The organism is Streptomyces sp. NPDC052107 (assembly GCF_040680215.1).
GTDB lineage: Bacteria > Actinomycetota > Actinomycetes > Streptomycetales > Streptomycetaceae > Streptomyces.
Genome location: NZ_JBFAWG010000004.1, coordinates 321,860 through 337,928, shown reverse-complemented (window position 1 = coordinate 337,928; position 16,069 = coordinate 321,860). Strand labels below are relative to the sequence as shown.

Below are 16,069 nucleotides of genomic sequence, written 5' to 3'. Positions count from 1 at the left end.
CAAGCCGCAAGCCGACCTGCTCGCCAAGCTCGACATCCCCCACCCCAAGCAGGTCCTCGACCTCCAGGCCACATCTCGCTGACCAGCCGAAACGCCACCGCCTAGAGAAACGCCCTCCAGGCGGCCACACCCATGTCCGCCCAGGTCAGAGGCCAGATTCGATCCTCCAGGTCACCGAATTAAGTCGAACCCGGGTCTGCGGGGCACGGCGGACAGGAACAGGCCCAGCCCGTTCAGTTTGTCCAGGGCGTTCACCGCCCGGTCTCCAGCCTGCCGCGCCTGCGCCGCGCATCCCGTAGCGCCACCGCCGTACCGCTCAGGCCCGCCACCAGGACCAGGCCGCCCACGACCACGTAAGTCGCCATGCGGCTGTTCCGCTCCTCCGCGGTCTCGCCGAAGTGCAGGGGCGCGACCGACGGGGCCTCCGCCTTGGACACGCCGCCCTCGGGTTGCGGGGACTGGACGGGGTGCTCCGGATCCACGTCCGACAGCGCCTTCACCGGGTCCACCACGCCCCAGCCCACCAACCGGTCGTGCCCGGGGATCGAGCGTTCCGCGGTCTGTTCGATCTGAGCGACGACCTCCTGGGCCGTCCAGTTGGGGTACTTGGCCTTCAACAGGGCCGCGACGCCCGCCACATAGGGGGCCGAGAAACTCGTGCCGTTGTCCGAGCAGTGTCCGCCGCCCGGGACTGTGGAGATCATGTCGACACCGGGAGCGGCGACTCCCACGAAATATCCCGACTGTGAAAAGGGCGCCCGTTCGTTGTTGCGGTCCGACGCCGCCACCGCCAGGACGCCCTTGTACGACGCCGGGTACGTCACCTTGACGTTGCCACCGAGGCCGTCGTTGCCGGCCGAGGCCACCACCACGACCTTCTGCCCCAAGGCGTAGTCGATGGCGTCCTTCAGCTTCGAGTCCTTCGGGTCGAGCGCGTTGGCCGTGTCCTGGGAGATGTTGATGACGTCCGCGCCGGCGTGGACCGCGTACGTCACCGCCTCGGCAAGCGTCTCGGCCGTGCCGTCGCCCTCGGCGTCGTTCTGCTTGATCGGGATGATCGTCGCGTCCGGGGCCAGGCCGACGAAGCCCGTGCCCTTCATCGGGCGGGCCGCGATGATGCCCGCCACGCGCGTGCCGTGGCCGACCGTGTCCGTGGTGCCGGAGCTGTTGCCGCGATCTATCTGCTCGCCCTTGGAGTTCTTGGGGGGCAGCAGGTTCCTGCCCCTCGATGCCTCCACGGCCTTGGTGAGCTGACGGTTCTTGACGTCGACTCCGGTGTCGATCACGGCCACCCGGACGCCCTTGCCGGTCGACAGCGCCCACAACTCGTCCAGGTTGACGCGCTGCAGCGCCCACGGCCGGCCCGTGTAAGGCTTCGACGGGAACGTGCACTGACCGTCGTCCGCCAGGGCCGGGGCGGCGGGGAGGGCGATCACCGTCGTGGTCGCGGTGAGGACCACCGCGGCGGCCAGGGCCGCCGTTCTGGCCGCGGTGCCCGAGGTCCCGGTCCCGGGCGTCTTTGCGTTCAGCATGATTCCGTTCTCCTCCGCCCCGCCGCTAGGAGCCCTGCGGCTGCCGTGCCGCCGCCTCCGACAGGCGCGGGCCGGTCGGCAGGAACGTCGACCACTCCATGGGGATGGGGGTGGGAGACACCTTCTCGTAGCCGAGATGGGTCTGGGCGATCCTCGCCTCCTGCAGCTCCTCCTTGCGCTTCTCGGCGGAGGTACCGATGCCTTCGTTGCTGCTGTCGCTGTCGCTGTTGGACTGGAGGGCGTAGCGCAGGCCGGTGTCGGTCACCAGGAAGACGCCGCCGACCGAGGTCTCCGTGCCCTGGAACTGGCGGTAGAGCTGACCGGAGCCGGGGGTGACGTAGCCGCTGGAGGAGCCGGTGGGCAGCTGGGCGGGGAAGTCCTTGCCCACCCAGGTCGACAGGGTGGTGCCGCCCTTGGCGCCGACCGAGCGCAGGACGTTGCAGACCGTGTTACGGCCGCTGGTGGCGCTGGAGCCGTCGTTCACCGTCCTCGGCTTGTACGCCGGCCAGCTCTTGCCTCCCTCGAACGTGGTGCTGTCGGCGACCGCGCCGGGGCTGACCTGCTGCGCCTCACCGGCCTGTCCGACGTTGACGAGCTGTCCGCTGTTGAGCAGGAGCGTGGCCGTGAACTCGGAGATACGGGCCACCTTGCCCTGCAGCACGACGTAGTACTGGAGCGTGTGGCCGTCGTACGCCTTGATGACCTCGCCGACCTTGTCGTACTGGTCCGGCAACCCGGCACCGGCCTTCACGCCGGGCGTGCCCTGGATGCGGGGGATCGAGACCGCGTCGCCCTTGTGCAGGGTGGCGAGCCAATCCTGCGAGACGCGCTGCGGGGCGCGGCCCTGGGTGTCGAGGGCCTTGAGCAGTTCCTTGTCGTCCGGGTTCTCAATCTGGTACGCCGTGCCCTGTGCGTCGACGACGTACTGGGTCTTGCCGTCCGGCGCGACGACGTACATCAGGTCGCCACGGGTGAGCCGGTCGGCTCCCTCCGTCCTGGACCATTCCTTCTTCGCGAGGACGAAGGCCGCCTTCTGGATAGCCCGGCCGCCGGCGCCGGGCCGCTCGCACACCGCCCAGCGCTTGGCGGCCGAGGCCTCGTCCGCGGAGGGCAGGCGGTCGGGAGCGTAGGGGATGCCGATGGTGACGCCGTGCGGCGGCTTGCCGCTGTCCAGGATCTTCTCGTCGACGGTGATGACGCTGTCGTTCTCGGGGCTCAGCAGCAGCTTGGCCGAGGCCATGTTGAGGACGGGGTGCAGCTGCACCTGCTTGCCCGTCTTCAGGACGACGTACCGCGTCGTCGACTCGCTGGCGACGATGACGTGTTTCTCCGGGTCGTCCCACCCCTTGGGCGCCGTCGGACTGAACATCCCGATCCCGCCGAACACCGCGAGGACCACGGCGCCGACGACGAGACCGGGCACCAGTGCGCCCAGCGGCTTGGGGGCGCCTTCCTCCGAGCCGGAGGGCGAAGGCTGAAGGAATGCTGCGAGCGTGCGGCGCTTCGCGAAGGTGTAGGCGTTGAGTTCGTGCCGCCGTGATGCCATCTGTGTCCGCTCTCTCCCCGTTGCGGAGCCGTGGGGGACCTGTGAAGATCCGTCCCCCGCCCTCGGTTGCCTCTGATGACTCGTCTGTCAGACCCGCCCCCTACTATGCCTGTTGCGTGGGTGTGCTTGTGGCACGGGTAGGGTGCTCACGGCTTGAAGGGACCGGAGCTCAAAGGGTTTCCGGGTGAGTTCGGGGGTTTTGGAGTGATGGCTTCCGCAACGCGGACCCGGTCGCGATCGCAATCGGGATCACGACCTCGTCGCGCGCGCCGCTCGGGTGCCCGCGGCTCGTCCTCCTCTCAGCCCACCACCCAGCAGGCACCGACCGCTTACCAGGGTTCGTTCGCACCGCATCTGGAGTCCCGCTCGGGCCGCGGCGGTTCGTTCGCGCTGCAGCGGCTGGTGCTGCTGGAGATCGCGGGTGCGCTCGTGCTGAGCGGGTGGCTCGTGGGGACGGTCGCGCTGATCGCCGTGGCCCCGGTCGCCGTGCTGTTCGTGGTGCTCGCGGTCGTACGCCGCCGGGGGCGATCCCTGCCTGAATGGCTCAGCACCCTGCTGGCGCTGCGGGCCCGCAAACGGCGGGCGGCGAGCACACCGGTGCCGGCGGGCACCGACGCCGGACTCGCGCCGGCCGTGGAGTGCGACCCGACCCTGCGCACCTACAGTTACAGCCGAGGCGACGACCGCGACCAGCGGCCGATCGGCATGGTCGGTGACGGTGGCTTCCTGACCGCGCTGCTCCAAGTGGAGTCGGACGCCGGCGCGTTGCGCGCGGAGCGTGGCCGCAGACCGCTGCCGGTGGGCCTGGTACGGGACGCCCTCGAAGTCGACGGAATCCGGCTGGAGTCGGCGCAGATCGTCGTGCACACCCAGCCCGCGCCCGCGCTGCACCTGCCCCAGCAGTCGGTGGTGGTCAGCAACTACGCGCCGCTGCAGGCCCAGACCGGCTCCCCCGCGGTCCGCATCACCTGGATCGCGCTGAAGCTGGATCCCGAGCTGTGCCCGGAGGCGGTGGCCGCGCGCGGCGGCGGGCTGTCGGGCGCGCAGAAGTGCCTGACCCGCTTGGCCGAGCATCTGTCGAGCCGCCTGACCGGCGCCGGGTTCCGGGCGAGCGTGCTCACCGAGGAGGAGTTGACGGCCGCCATCGCGACGTCCGCGTGCGCCAACCCCATGGTGACGGCTCAGGCCGGGCGCGGTGAGGCGCCGCAGCGCCGCACCGAGGAGTCCCTCCGCAGCTGGCGCTGCGACAATCGCCGGCACACCACCTACTGGGTGCGCCGCTGGCCTCAACTCGGCGGATCCGGCGGCTCGCTGGCGCAGTTGGTGGCGCAGCTCACCGAGGTGCCCGCCCTTGCGACGACCTTCAGCCTGACCCTGGCCAAGGGCGCGCAGCAGGACGTGGCCATCACCGGCCATGTCCGCATCACCGGCCGCAGCAACCAGGAACTGACCGACGCCCGGCGCAATCTGGAACAGGCGGCACGGTCTGCGCGAACCGGGCTCGCCCGCCTGGACCGTGAACAACTCCCCGGCGTTCTGGCCACCCTGCCGCTTGGAGGTGCCCGCTGATGGCCCTGTCGACCTCTCCCATGCCGTCGGGCACGGCCTCGCCGGCACCCGGCCTCGGCGAACGGCTGCGCACCGGCTTCGGCCTCCTCGGCCCCCGCCACCCGCGGCACGTGCTGCCCGTGGAGCAGGCCGACGCGCTGTCCCTGCCCATCGGCGACGACGGCGTGGTCGTCGGCGTCAACGCCGAGGGCCAGCCCGCCGTGCTCGGGGTGAACCGCCCCACGCCGTACGACATCGTGCTCATCGGCGGCCTGTGGACCGCGCAGGTCATGGCGCTGCGGGCGGCGGCGACGGGGGCGCGCGTGGCCGTCGAGACGGGGCGCGCACAGGCCTGGATGCCCATGGTGCACGCCATGGGCGGCGGACAGAACGGCCTCGCGGTGTACGACGTCGGCCGTGTGCCGCCGCAGGGCGCCTCGGCCGGTACGCCCGTGCTGGTGGTGCGGGACTGTGGCATGCGGCCGCCGCGCGGACGCGTGGTGTCGGCTCCCTGGCAGTCCGTGCTGACGCTGCTGCCCTATCTGAGCCCGGTCGCGCCGCGGTTGATGCGGCAGGCGCGCCTGGTCGGCGTGCAGCGCGTGTCGCCGGACGAAGCGGTGGAGATCGGGCGGGTGATGGGGCTCCCGCGCCCCGAACTCGACACGCTGCCCACGCTTCCGGACGGAGTGACCCTCTGGTGCACCGAGCGGGACCGGCAGTACGTGGTGACTCGGGCGACCGACGCCGAGACGGGACTGCTGGGCGTGGCACGCCGGATGGACTGACGCGTCCAACTTGCCTGGTTTTTCACGAGCACTGTTGTCACGTTTTGGTGTACGTCCGCATGCACCGCAGTCGTCTCGGGCCCGGTGTGACGCGTCGGACGGGCACGAAGGGTCGGCCGGGCCTGCCAGTCGCGTCGCTTTGGTGATTAGGCTGGGGTCGGGCGGTGCGCGCGCTGCGACGCAGGGGTCCGTCGACCCAAGGGGGAAGCCCGGCGAATCGTACGACAGGAACGGTCGCCCCCAAGCACGGCATGAGGGTGTTCGACCACACCAGGAGGAACTGTGAACAGCGATCGGGACGGGATCCGCGGGGGCTGGGACACACCCGACGACGACCAGACCGACGCGGAGTCCGCCATCGAGATGACGGGCGAGTTCACCATCGACTACGCGCCGCCCGCCTGGTACACGCAGAACGCGCAGGGCTCGTCCGGTGCGTCTTCGTCGGCTCCGGTACCCCCACCGCCCCCGCAGGGCGCTCCGTTCACGCCGCCGCAGGGGACTTCTTACGCACCGCCGCCCCCACCGGCCCAGGGCGCGCCCTATGCTCCGTCTCCGTCGGCCGAAGGCGCCCCCTACGCCGCGCCCGCGCCGCCCGTCGGGAATCCCGTTCCCATGCCGCGGTTGCCGGAGGGCTTCGAGGCGCAGCCGCCGCAGTCCGCCCAGCCGGCTCAGCAGGCCCGGCCGGAGGCGCCGGTTCCCGAGGTCGAACCGGACACGAGCAATGGGGACCTGGAGAGCGGGGCGACCATGCGGTTCTCCGCCGTGGCCCTGAAGCGCGAGATCGCCGAGATCGCCGAGCGCGCGGCCGCGATGCGGGACGGCACCGGCGACGAGGACTCGACGGAGGGTACGGCCACGGGCTCCGCCGGTGCGGAGAGCGACGCGTTCGAGGCGTCTGCAGCGGAGGGCTTGGCCGAAAGTGCCGAGGAGCTGTCGGGTGCTGCGAAGTCTGCGGAGGTGGTCTCCGCGGAGGTCGGCTCCGGGCATGACGCCGGTTCCGAGCATGACGCCGGTTCCGAGCATGACGCCGGTTCCGGGGAGGACGCGGCTGTCTCCGTGGCCGATGCGGATGAGGGCGAAGGCGAGGCCCAGGTCGACGACACCGTCGAGGGTGACGTCGGTGCCCAGGCCGGGGACGCCGACGGTGCCGGGGACAGGCCCGCCGAGGATGCCGAAGCCGACAACGGCGAGTCCGGCGACGCCGACTCCCACGCCTCCGGGTCCACGGACGCCGTGGCGCAGGGCGTCGTTGCCTCCGATGCCACGACCACCGACGCCCCCGCACAGGACGGCTCGTCACAGACCGGCGCGCCCCAGGCCACCGTGCCGCCCGCTCCCGCCCCGGACGCCCAGCCCGGCTGGACGCCTCCGCCCGCGCCGCAGAGCGGTGTGCCGCCGCTGCCGCCCTCCTACCAGCCCGCGGCGCCCGCTGCGGCGGCCCAGTGGCCCGCGCAGCAGCAGCCCGGCCCGATGCCGGGGCAGCCGCAGCCGGCGGCCGCGCAGGGCCCCGGTGGCGGACCTGACCAGCAGCCGCCGTTCCAGCCGCAGGCCCCGCAGCCCGCGCCCGCCGCCTGGCACCAGCCCAACCAGGCCAATCAGGCCAACCAGCCCGGCGTACCCACCGCACCGCAGCCCGGTCAGCCGAACGCGGCCGGGCAGCCGGCGGCGGGCCCGGGACCGCAGCCGAACCCGACGGGCCCCGCCGCGGTGGGCGCTTACGGCTTCCCGCCGCCCGGCACCCCCAACCCCCAGCCCCAGCCCCAGCCCCAGCCCCAGCCCCAGCCGGGCGGTTACGGCTTCCCCCAGCCCACTGCGCCGCAGCCGCAGCCGCACCCCAACGGCCCGAACGCGGCGGGTGCTTACGGCTTCCCGCAACCCGGCACCCCCAACGCCCAGCCCCAGTCCCAGCCCCAGCCCCAGCCCCAGCCCCAGCCGGGTGGTTACGGCTTCCCGCAACCGCCCGCACCCCAGCCGAACCCCAACGACCCCAATGCGGCTGGCGGTTACGGCTTCCCCCAGCCCGGCACCCCTAACCCTCAGCCCCAGCCCGGCGGTTACGGCTTCCCCCAGGCTCCGCAGGGCCCGCACGGCGCGCCGACCGCCGCCGAGGGACAGCAGACCCCGCAGCCACCCCAGGCCCCCCAGGCCCCGGTGGACCCGCGTTCCGGTGCGGCGTGGCCGCAGCCCGTCCAGCACGACCAGCGGCAGCCGACCAACCCCGGTGCCGCGCCGCTCGGTTACACGGCCGCCGTGGAGCTGTCCTCGGACCGGCTGCTGAACAACAAGAAGCAGAAGGCGAAGAGCGGACGGCCCGCGGCGGCGGGCGGCCGGTTCAAGCTCGGCGGCAAGAAGGAGGAGGCCGAGCGGCAGCGCAAGCTGCAGCTGATCCGCACGCCGGTGCTGTCCTGCTACCGGATCGCGGTCATCAGCCTCAAGGGCGGCGTCGGCAAGACGACCACGACCACCGCGCTGGGCTCCACCCTCGCCACCGAGCGGCAGGACAAGATCCTCGCCATCGACGCGAACCCGGACGCCGGTACCCTCGGGCGGCGCGTGCGCCGGGAGACGGGTGCCACCATCCGTGACCTCGTGCAGGCGATCCCGTACCTGAACTCCTACATGGACATCCGTCGGTTCACCTCGCAGGCGCCCTCCGGTCTGGAGATCATCGCCAACGACGTGGACCCGGCCGTCTCGACCACGTTCAACGACGAGGACTACCGGCGCGCGATCGACGTCCTCGGCCGGCAGTACCCGGTCATCCTGACCGACTCCGGCACGGGTCTGCTGTACAGCGCCATGCGCGGCGTACTGGACCTCGCCGACCAGCTGATCATCATCTCCACGCCCTCGGTGGACGGTGCGAGCAGCGCCAGTACGACGCTGGACTGGCTGTCCGCGCACGGGTACGCCGACCTGGTCTCCCGGTCCCTCACGGTCATCTCCGGGGTCCGCGAGACCGGCAAGATGATCAAGGTGGAGGACATCGTCTCCCACTTCGAGACGCGGACCCGCGGCGTCGTGGTCGTGCCCTTCGACGAGCATCTGGCGGCCGGTGCCGAGGTCGACCTCGACATGATGCGGCCGCGGACGCGCGAGGCGTACTTCAACCTCGCCGCGCTGATCGCCGAGGACTTCGTGCGGCACCAGCAGGCGCACGGCCTGTGGACCAGCGACGGCAACCCGCCGCCGGTGGCCGCCCCGCCGATGCCGGGCCAGCCCATACCGGGCCAGCCCTACCCGCAGGCACCCGGCCAGGAGCTGTACACCGGGCCGCCGCAGCCCTACCCGCCCCAGCAGGGCCAGCCGCCGTACCCGCAGGCTCCGGGCCAGCAGCCCTACCCGCAGGCTCCGGGGCAGCAGCCCGGCCAGCCGTACCCGCCGCAGCAGGGCCAGCCGCAGCAGCCCGGCCAGCCATACGGCTACCCGCAGCCCCCGCAGGGGCAGCAGCCCCCGCAGGCCCCGCCGCCGCAGCGGTAACCGAAACAACCGAAAGGGCGGCCGGTGCTCATCGCACCGGCCGCCCTTTCGTGTGGTGGCACCGCCGAAGACCTACTCCTCCGCGGCCACGATCTCCCGGCACCGCTTGACATCCGCGGCCATCTGCTCCAGCAGGGCCTCCAGCGACTCGAACTTCGCCTGGCCGCGCACGTAGGCGAGGAAGTCGACGGCGACGTGCAGGCCGTACAGGTCGAGGCCGACGCGGTCGATGGCGTACGCCTCCACCGTGCGTTCGGTGCCGTCGAACTGCGGGTTCGTCCCGACGGAGATCGCGGCCGGCATGGCCTCGCCCTCGACGTGCAGATAGCCGGCGTACACGCCGTCGGCGGGGATGGCGGTGTGCGGGAGCGTCTCGACGTTGGCCGTCGGGAAGCCCAGTTCGCGGCCGCGCTGGGCGCCGCGGACGACCACGCCCTCCACCCGGTGCGGGCGGCCCAGGATCTCGCGGGCGCCCTCGACGTCGCCCTCGGCGACCAGGCGGCGGGTCAGGGTCGAGGAGAACGGCTGTCCGCCGCCCGCCTCGCCGGTGACGTACAGGTCGACGACCTCGACCTCGTAGTCGTAGATCTTGCCCTGCTCCGCGAGGAACTCCACGTTGCCGGCGGCCTTGTGGCCGAAGCGGAAGTTCGGACCCTCCACGACCGCCTTCGCGTGCAGCTTGTCCACCAGGACCTTCACCACGAAATCGGCGGGCGAGAGCTTCGAGAACTCGGTGGTGAAGGGGAGGATCAGGACCGCGTCGACGCCCAGGTCCGCCATCAGCTCGGCGCGGCGATGGTGCGGGGCGAGCAGCGGCGGGTGGCTGCCGGGGCGGACCACCTCGCTGGGGTGCGGGTCGAAGGTGACCACGACGGCCGGGACGCCCAGCTCGCGGGCGCGGTCGACGGCGTGCCTGATGATCAGCTGGTGGCCGCGGTGGACGCCGTCGTAGGAACCGATGGTGACGACGCTGCGCCCCCAGTCCTGGGGGATGTCCTCCAAGCCACGCCAGCGCTGCACTGTGACCGCTCCTCGAACCCGTGTCCATATCGACGCCTAAGACTTGCGCAGGTCTAAGGGTGCCATGCCGGGTGCCCCGGACCCGCATCGGTATCGGGGCTGTGACCGGGCGCACGTTCCCGGCGATCCCTCCGGCGCCGCTCACTCCGTCCCTTTCCGGCGCCGCTCATGCCGGTACGCGGACGCCGGAGAGGTTCTCGAGCATGCGGCGGGTGCTGGGGCCCACGACGGCGGCCCAGTCCTCCGGGGCGGCGGCCAGCCAGCCGGCCATTTGCGCGGCGAAACCGGGCACGTGCCGGCCCAGGTCGACCAGGCCGCGGTCGAAGCGGGTGGCCCCCTCCGGGGTGCGGACGAGGAGCAGACCGGTGCGGTGGACGAGCCCGCGGGCCTCCTCCTCCCGGCCGTCGTCGTAGCCGTCACCGTGCTCGGCCGCCGCGTGCAGTACGGCGTCCAGCACGGACGGTTCCTGTTCCCGGGCGAGCAGCAGCTCCAGCAGCTCGCGGCGCAGCGGGCGGGAGGCGGGGGTGCCGGCGGCGGCGAGGACGGTGGCGAGTGCGGCACGGAGCAGTTCGGGTGCGCCGTCGAGCAGGCCGGTGACCAGGGGCAGCAGGACGGGGCGGGCGGAGGGGCCCTGGGCGAGGCGGCGGTCGACGTGGGTGGCGAGGGGTCCGGCGGTCTGCGGGTGCAGCCGTGCCGTCTCCTGCAGCAGGGGCGCGACGCGGCGGGCCAGGGCCGGGGTGGTGACATCGGTGAGGATCCGCAACGTCTCCCCCACGTTGTGCGGCGCCTCCCTCACGTTGTGCAGCGGCTCTCCCGGGTGCGGGCCGCGCAGCCGGGTGCGGAAGGCCTCCAGGACCGGTTCGGGGTGGGTGGTCAGGGCGGGAGCCAGGGCGCTCGGCGGGACCTGCGGATCGCCGTCGGCGAAGTGCCGCAGGGCCGCGGCCAGGTGCCGGTCGCGGGTGTGCGGGTCGCGGACCAGCAGGGCGAGGGCGCCGCCGTGCAGGGCGCAGTCGGCGGGACGGGCCAGCAGGGCGAGCGCGGCGTAGCGCAGCAGCTCGCGGTCGGCCTCCGTACGCACGTGCGGGGCCGCGCGCAGGCCGTGGGCCACGGCCGCGACCCGGCGGGCGGGGCGCTCGTCGTGCGCCCAGCGGTCGACCGCCCGGCAGACGGCCGACGGCTCGTCCTCGGCGAGGGTCGCGAGCAGTTCGCCGGCACGCCGGTGCGCACTGGCCACCAGGATCTCGGTGAGGTCGTCCAGCGCGCCGTGCCGGTGGGTGTGCAGCAGCGCCTGCGCGGCGGTCGCGACGGTGGCGTGCGGGGTCGCGGGCAGCGGCCGTTCGTCGTCGAACCAGCAGGTCAGCCGCGGCTGTACGACGGCGGGCGCGGCCGCGAGCAGCCGGGCGACGGCGTCCAGGTAGCGCTCGCCGGCCTCCGGGGGCGCCTGGTCGGCCAGCACGAGCCGGCGCAGCAGATCGAGCCGCTCGGAGTCACAGACCGGCAGTTCGGTCCAGAAGCCGGGACCGAACTCGGCCGGCACGGGCCGCTGCGCGCGGCGCCAGGCGACGATCCGGTCGGCCAGCAGCCGCAGCACCTCGGTGTACGGCGTCGCGTCCGGGACCTGCAGCAGGGTCCGGGCCAGCAGCCGGGCGGCCCACCAGGAGCCGGGGTCGCGGTCCAGGGTGTCCGCCAAGTCCCGCAGTCTGGCGGTGAGTTGGTGGTCTCCCTGCTGCCGGGCGAGGAGCAGCAGAGCCTGCACGACGGGGCCGACGCGGTGGTGCGGCACCGGTACGGGAGCGGTTTCGCGGTCGGTGCGGGGGCGGTGGACCAGGGCGCGCAGGGCCTCGTCGAGGTCCAGGTGCATGCCCTGGATCCAGTCGGCCAGTTCCTCGTGCGCGAAGCGGTAGCCCCGGCCGGCCGGGACGAGCAGGCCCTCGGTCAGTACGGCGGACGCCCATCCCGTTCCGCCGCCGAGCCGGGCCGGCGCGGGCCCCCAGGGGAACACCGCCTCGAACGACGCCCGGTCCAGCTCGCCCTGCCCGGGGCCGAGGCTCCGCCGGGCGGCCTCGTGCACCTGCCCGGCCACACGAGCGGCGAGCCGGCGTACGGCTGTGCCGCGCAGGCCGCTGTCCGCGGCGAGCCGGACCGCGATCCGCAGGCACATCAGGTCCAGGTGGGCGGCGAACACCTCGTGCCGGTCGACGGGTCCGGCGCCGTCCCGGACGTCCGGGACGGCGGCCCGTACCTCGGACAGCAGCCGGAGGGTGAGCGGGTGCCGGGCGTCGCGGTCGGCGAGGACGCCGTCCGGCAGCCCGTAGCGGGCGCGGGCCAGGCGGGCCTCGTCCTCCGTCAGGTCGGGGAGGTGCAGGCAGGGTGGGAGGGGGGTGGGGGATGTGGTGCTGGTGGTTTGTCTGCTTGGCAGCGTGCCTACGGTGATGGTGGTGGCCGCGGGCGTCGCGGAACCGTGGACGGCGACCGGGGCAGCGAGTGCCGTGGGACCGGTTGGAGCGGCGGAGGCCGCACTCGCGGCGCCGGGAGCTGTGGAAGGCGTCGGCGCGTGCAGCAGGTCGGCGGGGAATTCCGCTCCCGCTCGTTCCCAGTACTCCTCCCGGCAGGCCACCACCAGCCGGGCCCCGGTCCGGCGCAGCCAGGCGGCCGTTCCCCTGGTCCAGTCGGGAAGGCGGTGGGCGAGGACGGGGGGCATCTCCTCGGGGCCGTCCAGGAGGAGCAGGAGCGGGCGGCCGGCCCGGGCGGCCAGGCGGGCCAGGCGTTCGGGGCTGAGGTCCCCGAGGGATTCCGGGTGGACGCAGCGGGCGGCGGCGACGATCCTGGCGGCCCGTTCCAGGGTGCGGCGGGCCGCGTCGGCCACGGAGTCGTCGGCATCCTCCAGGTCGGCGCCGCGCAACCACAGCGCCGGGGCGGGCCGCTCGCCACGGGCCCGGCGGGCGGCGAGGGCCGCCAGTGCCGTCGTACGGCCGCTGCCGGGCGCGCCGACGAGCCCGAGCACGGCCCCCTCGCCGTCCGTGAAGGCGGCCAACTCCCGTGCGACACCGTGGCGTTCGACCGGTTCCACAGCGCCGGCGAGAAAGCCCTGCGGGCCGTCCTGGCCGACCGAGGTGGCGGTCAGCTGCAGAATGCCGGCCAGGTTGAGGTCGCCGCCGTAGGTGGGCACGGTGGCCGCGTTGCGGGCGAGCAGTTCGCCGAGGGGGCCGGCGGCGGGCCGGAGCGGCACCGCGAAGCCCGTGTCGCGCTGCGCGGAGTGCAGGGCGGTGCCGAGGACGCCGATCACCGCGCCGGTCTCCGTGTCGAGCACCGGTCCCCCGGCCGCCCCGCCGCCCAGCCGCAGCGCGTCCCGGCCGGCGGTGCCGATCGCCAGCTCCAGCGCCTCCTGCAGGAGGTGGAAGCGGTCGGTGGCGGTGTACGTCACCTCGGTGGCGGCCAGTACCCGCGCCTCCCGCCAGCAGCCGGCGGGGATCCGTACATAGGTTCCGGCGTCGATCCGTTCCCGTACGGACAGCGGCAGCGGGTCGAGCCCCAGGCCCTCGGTGCGGACGAGGGCCAGGTCCCGCTCGGGCAGCGGGGTGACGGCGTCGGCGGCGACCACACAGGTGCGGTCGCCGCCGGCGACCCGCAGCACGAGCCGGGGCAGGCCGTCGACCGTCTCGTGGCTGGTGAGCAGGGTCCCCTGGTGATCGGCGAGGAAGCCGACGCCCCGGGAACGCCCGGCGAGGTCACGGATCTGGACGAGGGCGGGGTCGGGGATCGGGCCGCCGGGATGCGTGCCCGGGGTGCCTGGGGGCTTCGAGGGGCCTGCTGTGGGGCTGGAGAGGCCTGTGGTGGCACCGACGCGCGTGGTGCCAGTGGTGTAACCGGTAGTACCTGCGGCGCCCCCGTCGTCCGTACGGTTCCGCCGTCCCCGGCGGTAGCCGTCCGCCCTCTCGCGCCCACCGTCCGCCGCCGACCGGCCACCGCTTCCGGTGCGCGGGCCCCGTCCCGCCATGGCCGTACCTCCCCGCCCGAGCTCACGCGCACTGTCTGCCGTCGCGCTGTTGTCGACGGTAGGCGCGCAATGATCGGCGGGACAGATCACGTGGCGAACGCGCCCCCTTCCGCTCCCCCGGTTCACTCCGAGCGCCTGCACGGTCGGGTGAATTGGCGGGAGCCGTTGGATAACCCTAGAGGTGGGGGAACCGAGGGGGGACCGTGGAGCGGCGGCAGGGGCTCGCCCCGTGGCCGGCCGCCGCTCCACGGGCGACGCGCATGGGTGACACCCCTGGCGGGTGTCTCGGCTGATGTCTCAGCCGAAGACGGCCAGGCTCTTCGCCTTGCCCTTGTGATGTTCGACGAGCGCGAGGAAGCGGCCCTCGGCGTCGAAGACGGCGACGGGACCGGCGCCCGCGTACTCGCCGGGCATCTCCAGCCGGACCCCGTTCAGCAGCAGCCGGGCGCGCCGGGCGTCCACCTGCCAGCGCGGGAACGCGGCCGCGGCGGCGTCCGCGATCGGCATCACCGTGAGCTCCTGCTGGAGCTGGTCCAGCGTTTTCGCCGTATCGATCTTGTACGGCCCGACGCGCGTGCGGCGCAGCGCGGTGAGGTGGCCGCCGACGCCGAGGCCGGCGCCCAGGTCACGGGCGAGGGCGCGGATGTAGGTGCCGGAGGAGCAGACGACGGAGACGATCAGGTCGAGGACCTGGGTCCCGTCGTCGGTCACGGCGTCCCGGACGTCGTACACCGTGAAGGAGGAGACGGTCACCGGGCGGGCGGGGATCTCGAAGTCCTCGCCCTCGCGGGCCCGCTTGTACGACCGCACACCGTCGATCTTGATGGCGCTGACCTTGGACGGCACCTGCATGATGTCGCCGGTCAGCTTGGCGATGCCGGCGTCGATGGCGTCCCGGGTCACCTTGGACGCGTCGGTGGACGAGGTGACCTCGCCCTCGGCGTCGTCGGTGAGCGTGTTCTGGCCCAGGCGGATGGTGCCCAGGTACTCCTTCTCCGTGAGGGCGAGATGCCCGAGGAGCTTCGTGGCGCGCTCGACACCGAGGACCAGGACGCCGGTCGCCATCGGGTCGAGGGTGCCGGCGTGGCCGACCCGGCGGGTCCGGGCGATACCGCGCATCTTGGCGACCACGTCGTGCGAAGTGAAGCCCGACGGTTTGTCGACGATGACGAGGCCGTCGGGCGTGGTGTGCTTCTGGGTCATTCTGCGGCGTCGCCGTCCGTGTCGTCCTCGGACGGCTTCCTGTACGGGTCCGCGCCGCCGGCGTACGTGGCGCCGGTGGCCGCCTCGCGCACCTTCTCGTCGGACTGCCGCGCCTTGTCGAGGAGGTCCTCGATGGTCCGGGCGGTGTCCGGCAGTGCGTCCGCGACGAAGGTCAGGGTCGGCGTGAACTTCACACCGGCCGCGCGGCCCACCTCGGAGCGCAGGATGCCCTTGGCGCTCTCCAGGCCCGCCGCGGCGGCCTTCCGCTCCTCGTCGTCGCCGTAGACCGTGTAGAAGACGGTCGCCTCCCGCAGGTCACCCGTGACCCGGGTGTCCGTGATGGTGACGTGCGAGCCGAGCCGCGGGTCCTTGATCCCGCGCTGCAGCTTCTGGGCCACCACCTCCCGGATGAGGTCCGCCAGCCTTTTCGCCCGCGCGTTGTCGGCCACTGGTCCGTCTCCCGTTCCTTGTTTCTTCTTGCGTTCTGTGGTCAGTCGTCTTCGCCATGGAAGCGCCGTCGTACGGACAGCAGCTCGACCTCGGGGCGGCCCGCGACCAGCCGTTCGCACCGATCCAGTACGTCGGTGAGGTGGGCCGCGTCGCCGGAGACCATGGCGAGGCCGATGACCGCTCGCCGGTGGAGGTCCACGTGGTCCACCTCCGCCGCGCTCACCGCGTACTTCCGCTGCAGTTCGGCGACGATCGGGCGGACGACGGAGCGCTTCTCCTTCAGCGAGTGGACGTCGCCGAGGAGGAGGTCGAAGGACAGAGTCCCCACGTACATGTTGTGTGCCGGGTTTACCCGCCGGTACGGGATCGATGGCCTGGGAGCCACGTTACCGCCTGGCCGTCGGTGGCTCGACCGAGTTTCCTGGTCACCGTCGGCTGCGGCGCCGCCCGGGGGCTTCGCCCCGGACCCCGGCCGTTCAGCCGACCGAGTCGGATGGCCAGGTGG

10 protein-coding genes are annotated in these 16,069 nt (G+C 73.1%); 3 read left to right on the top strand and 7 right to left on the bottom strand.

Annotated features, from left to right (window positions below; genetic code table 11):
- Positions 1–251: 251 nt before the first annotated feature.
- Together mycP and eccB are read right to left on the bottom strand one after the other, a co-directional pair.
- On the bottom strand, positions 252–1,532 hold the full coding sequence (mycP, locus tag AB0M27_RS07020) for a type VII secretion-associated serine protease mycosin (protein ID WP_365718726.1): 1,281 nt from the start codon (positions 1,530–1,532) through the stop codon (positions 252–254).
- A 25-nt stretch (positions 1,533–1,557) separates the two neighbouring features.
- On the bottom strand, positions 1,558–3,078 hold the full coding sequence (eccB, locus tag AB0M27_RS07015; protein ID WP_365718724.1) for a type VII secretion protein EccB: 1,521 nt from the start codon (positions 3,076–3,078) through the stop codon (positions 1,558–1,560).
- Positions 3,079–3,285: 207 nt separating this feature from the next.
- Here eccB and eccE point away from each other — a divergent pair, with 207 nt between their 5' ends.
- The 3 genes from eccE to AB0M27_RS07000 all read left to right on the top strand — a co-directional run bounded on the left by eccE (position 3,286) and on the right by AB0M27_RS07000 (position 8,894).
- Positions 3,286–4,647 (top strand): type VII secretion protein EccE, encoded by a 1,362-nt coding sequence (gene eccE / locus AB0M27_RS07010; protein ID WP_365718722.1) that lies wholly within the window; start codon positions 3,286–3,288, stop codon positions 4,645–4,647.
- Positions 4,648–4,667: 20 nt separating this feature from the next.
- Positions 4,668–5,411, top strand: coding sequence for a hypothetical protein (locus tag AB0M27_RS07005; protein WP_365718742.1), 744 nt, complete (start codon positions 4,668–4,670; stop codon positions 5,409–5,411).
- Between the two features lie 282 nt (positions 5,412–5,693).
- Positions 5,694–8,894, top strand: coding sequence for an SCO5717 family growth-regulating ATPase (locus tag AB0M27_RS07000; protein WP_365718720.1), 3,201 nt, complete (start codon positions 5,694–5,696; stop codon positions 8,892–8,894).
- Positions 8,895–8,966: 72 nt separating this feature from the next.
- Here AB0M27_RS07000 and AB0M27_RS06995 read toward each other — a convergent pair whose 3' ends face one another.
- The 5 genes from AB0M27_RS06995 to AB0M27_RS06975 form a co-directional block, all read right to left on the bottom strand.
- Positions 8,967–9,914: a bifunctional riboflavin kinase/FAD synthetase gene (locus tag AB0M27_RS06995; RefSeq protein WP_365718718.1), complete on the bottom strand. Its 948-nt coding sequence runs from the start codon at positions 9,912–9,914 to the stop codon at positions 8,967–8,969.
- Between the two features lie 166 nt (positions 9,915–10,080).
- Positions 10,081–13,911, bottom strand: coding sequence for a trypsin-like peptidase domain-containing protein (locus tag AB0M27_RS06990; RefSeq protein ID WP_365718716.1), 3,831 nt, complete (start codon positions 13,909–13,911; stop codon positions 10,081–10,083).
- Between the two features lie 297 nt (positions 13,912–14,208).
- Positions 14,209–15,114 carry a tRNA pseudouridine(55) synthase TruB gene (truB, locus tag AB0M27_RS06985; protein ID WP_365718714.1) on the bottom strand — a complete coding sequence of 302 codons (906 nt, stop codon included), beginning with the start codon at positions 15,112–15,114 and terminating at the stop codon, positions 14,209–14,211.
- Positions 15,111–15,563 carry a 30S ribosome-binding factor RbfA gene (gene rbfA, locus AB0M27_RS06980; protein ID WP_365718712.1) on the bottom strand — a complete coding sequence of 151 codons (453 nt, stop codon included), beginning with the start codon at positions 15,561–15,563 and terminating at the stop codon, positions 15,111–15,113. The genes truB and rbfA overlap by 4 nt, the downstream gene beginning before the upstream one ends.
- A gap of 41 nt (positions 15,564–15,604) precedes the next feature.
- Complete coding sequence (locus AB0M27_RS06975; RefSeq protein WP_365718710.1) at positions 15,605–15,898, bottom strand: DUF503 domain-containing protein; 294 nt, start codon at positions 15,896–15,898, stop codon at positions 15,605–15,607.
- Between the last annotated feature and the right edge of the window lie 171 nt (positions 15,899–16,069).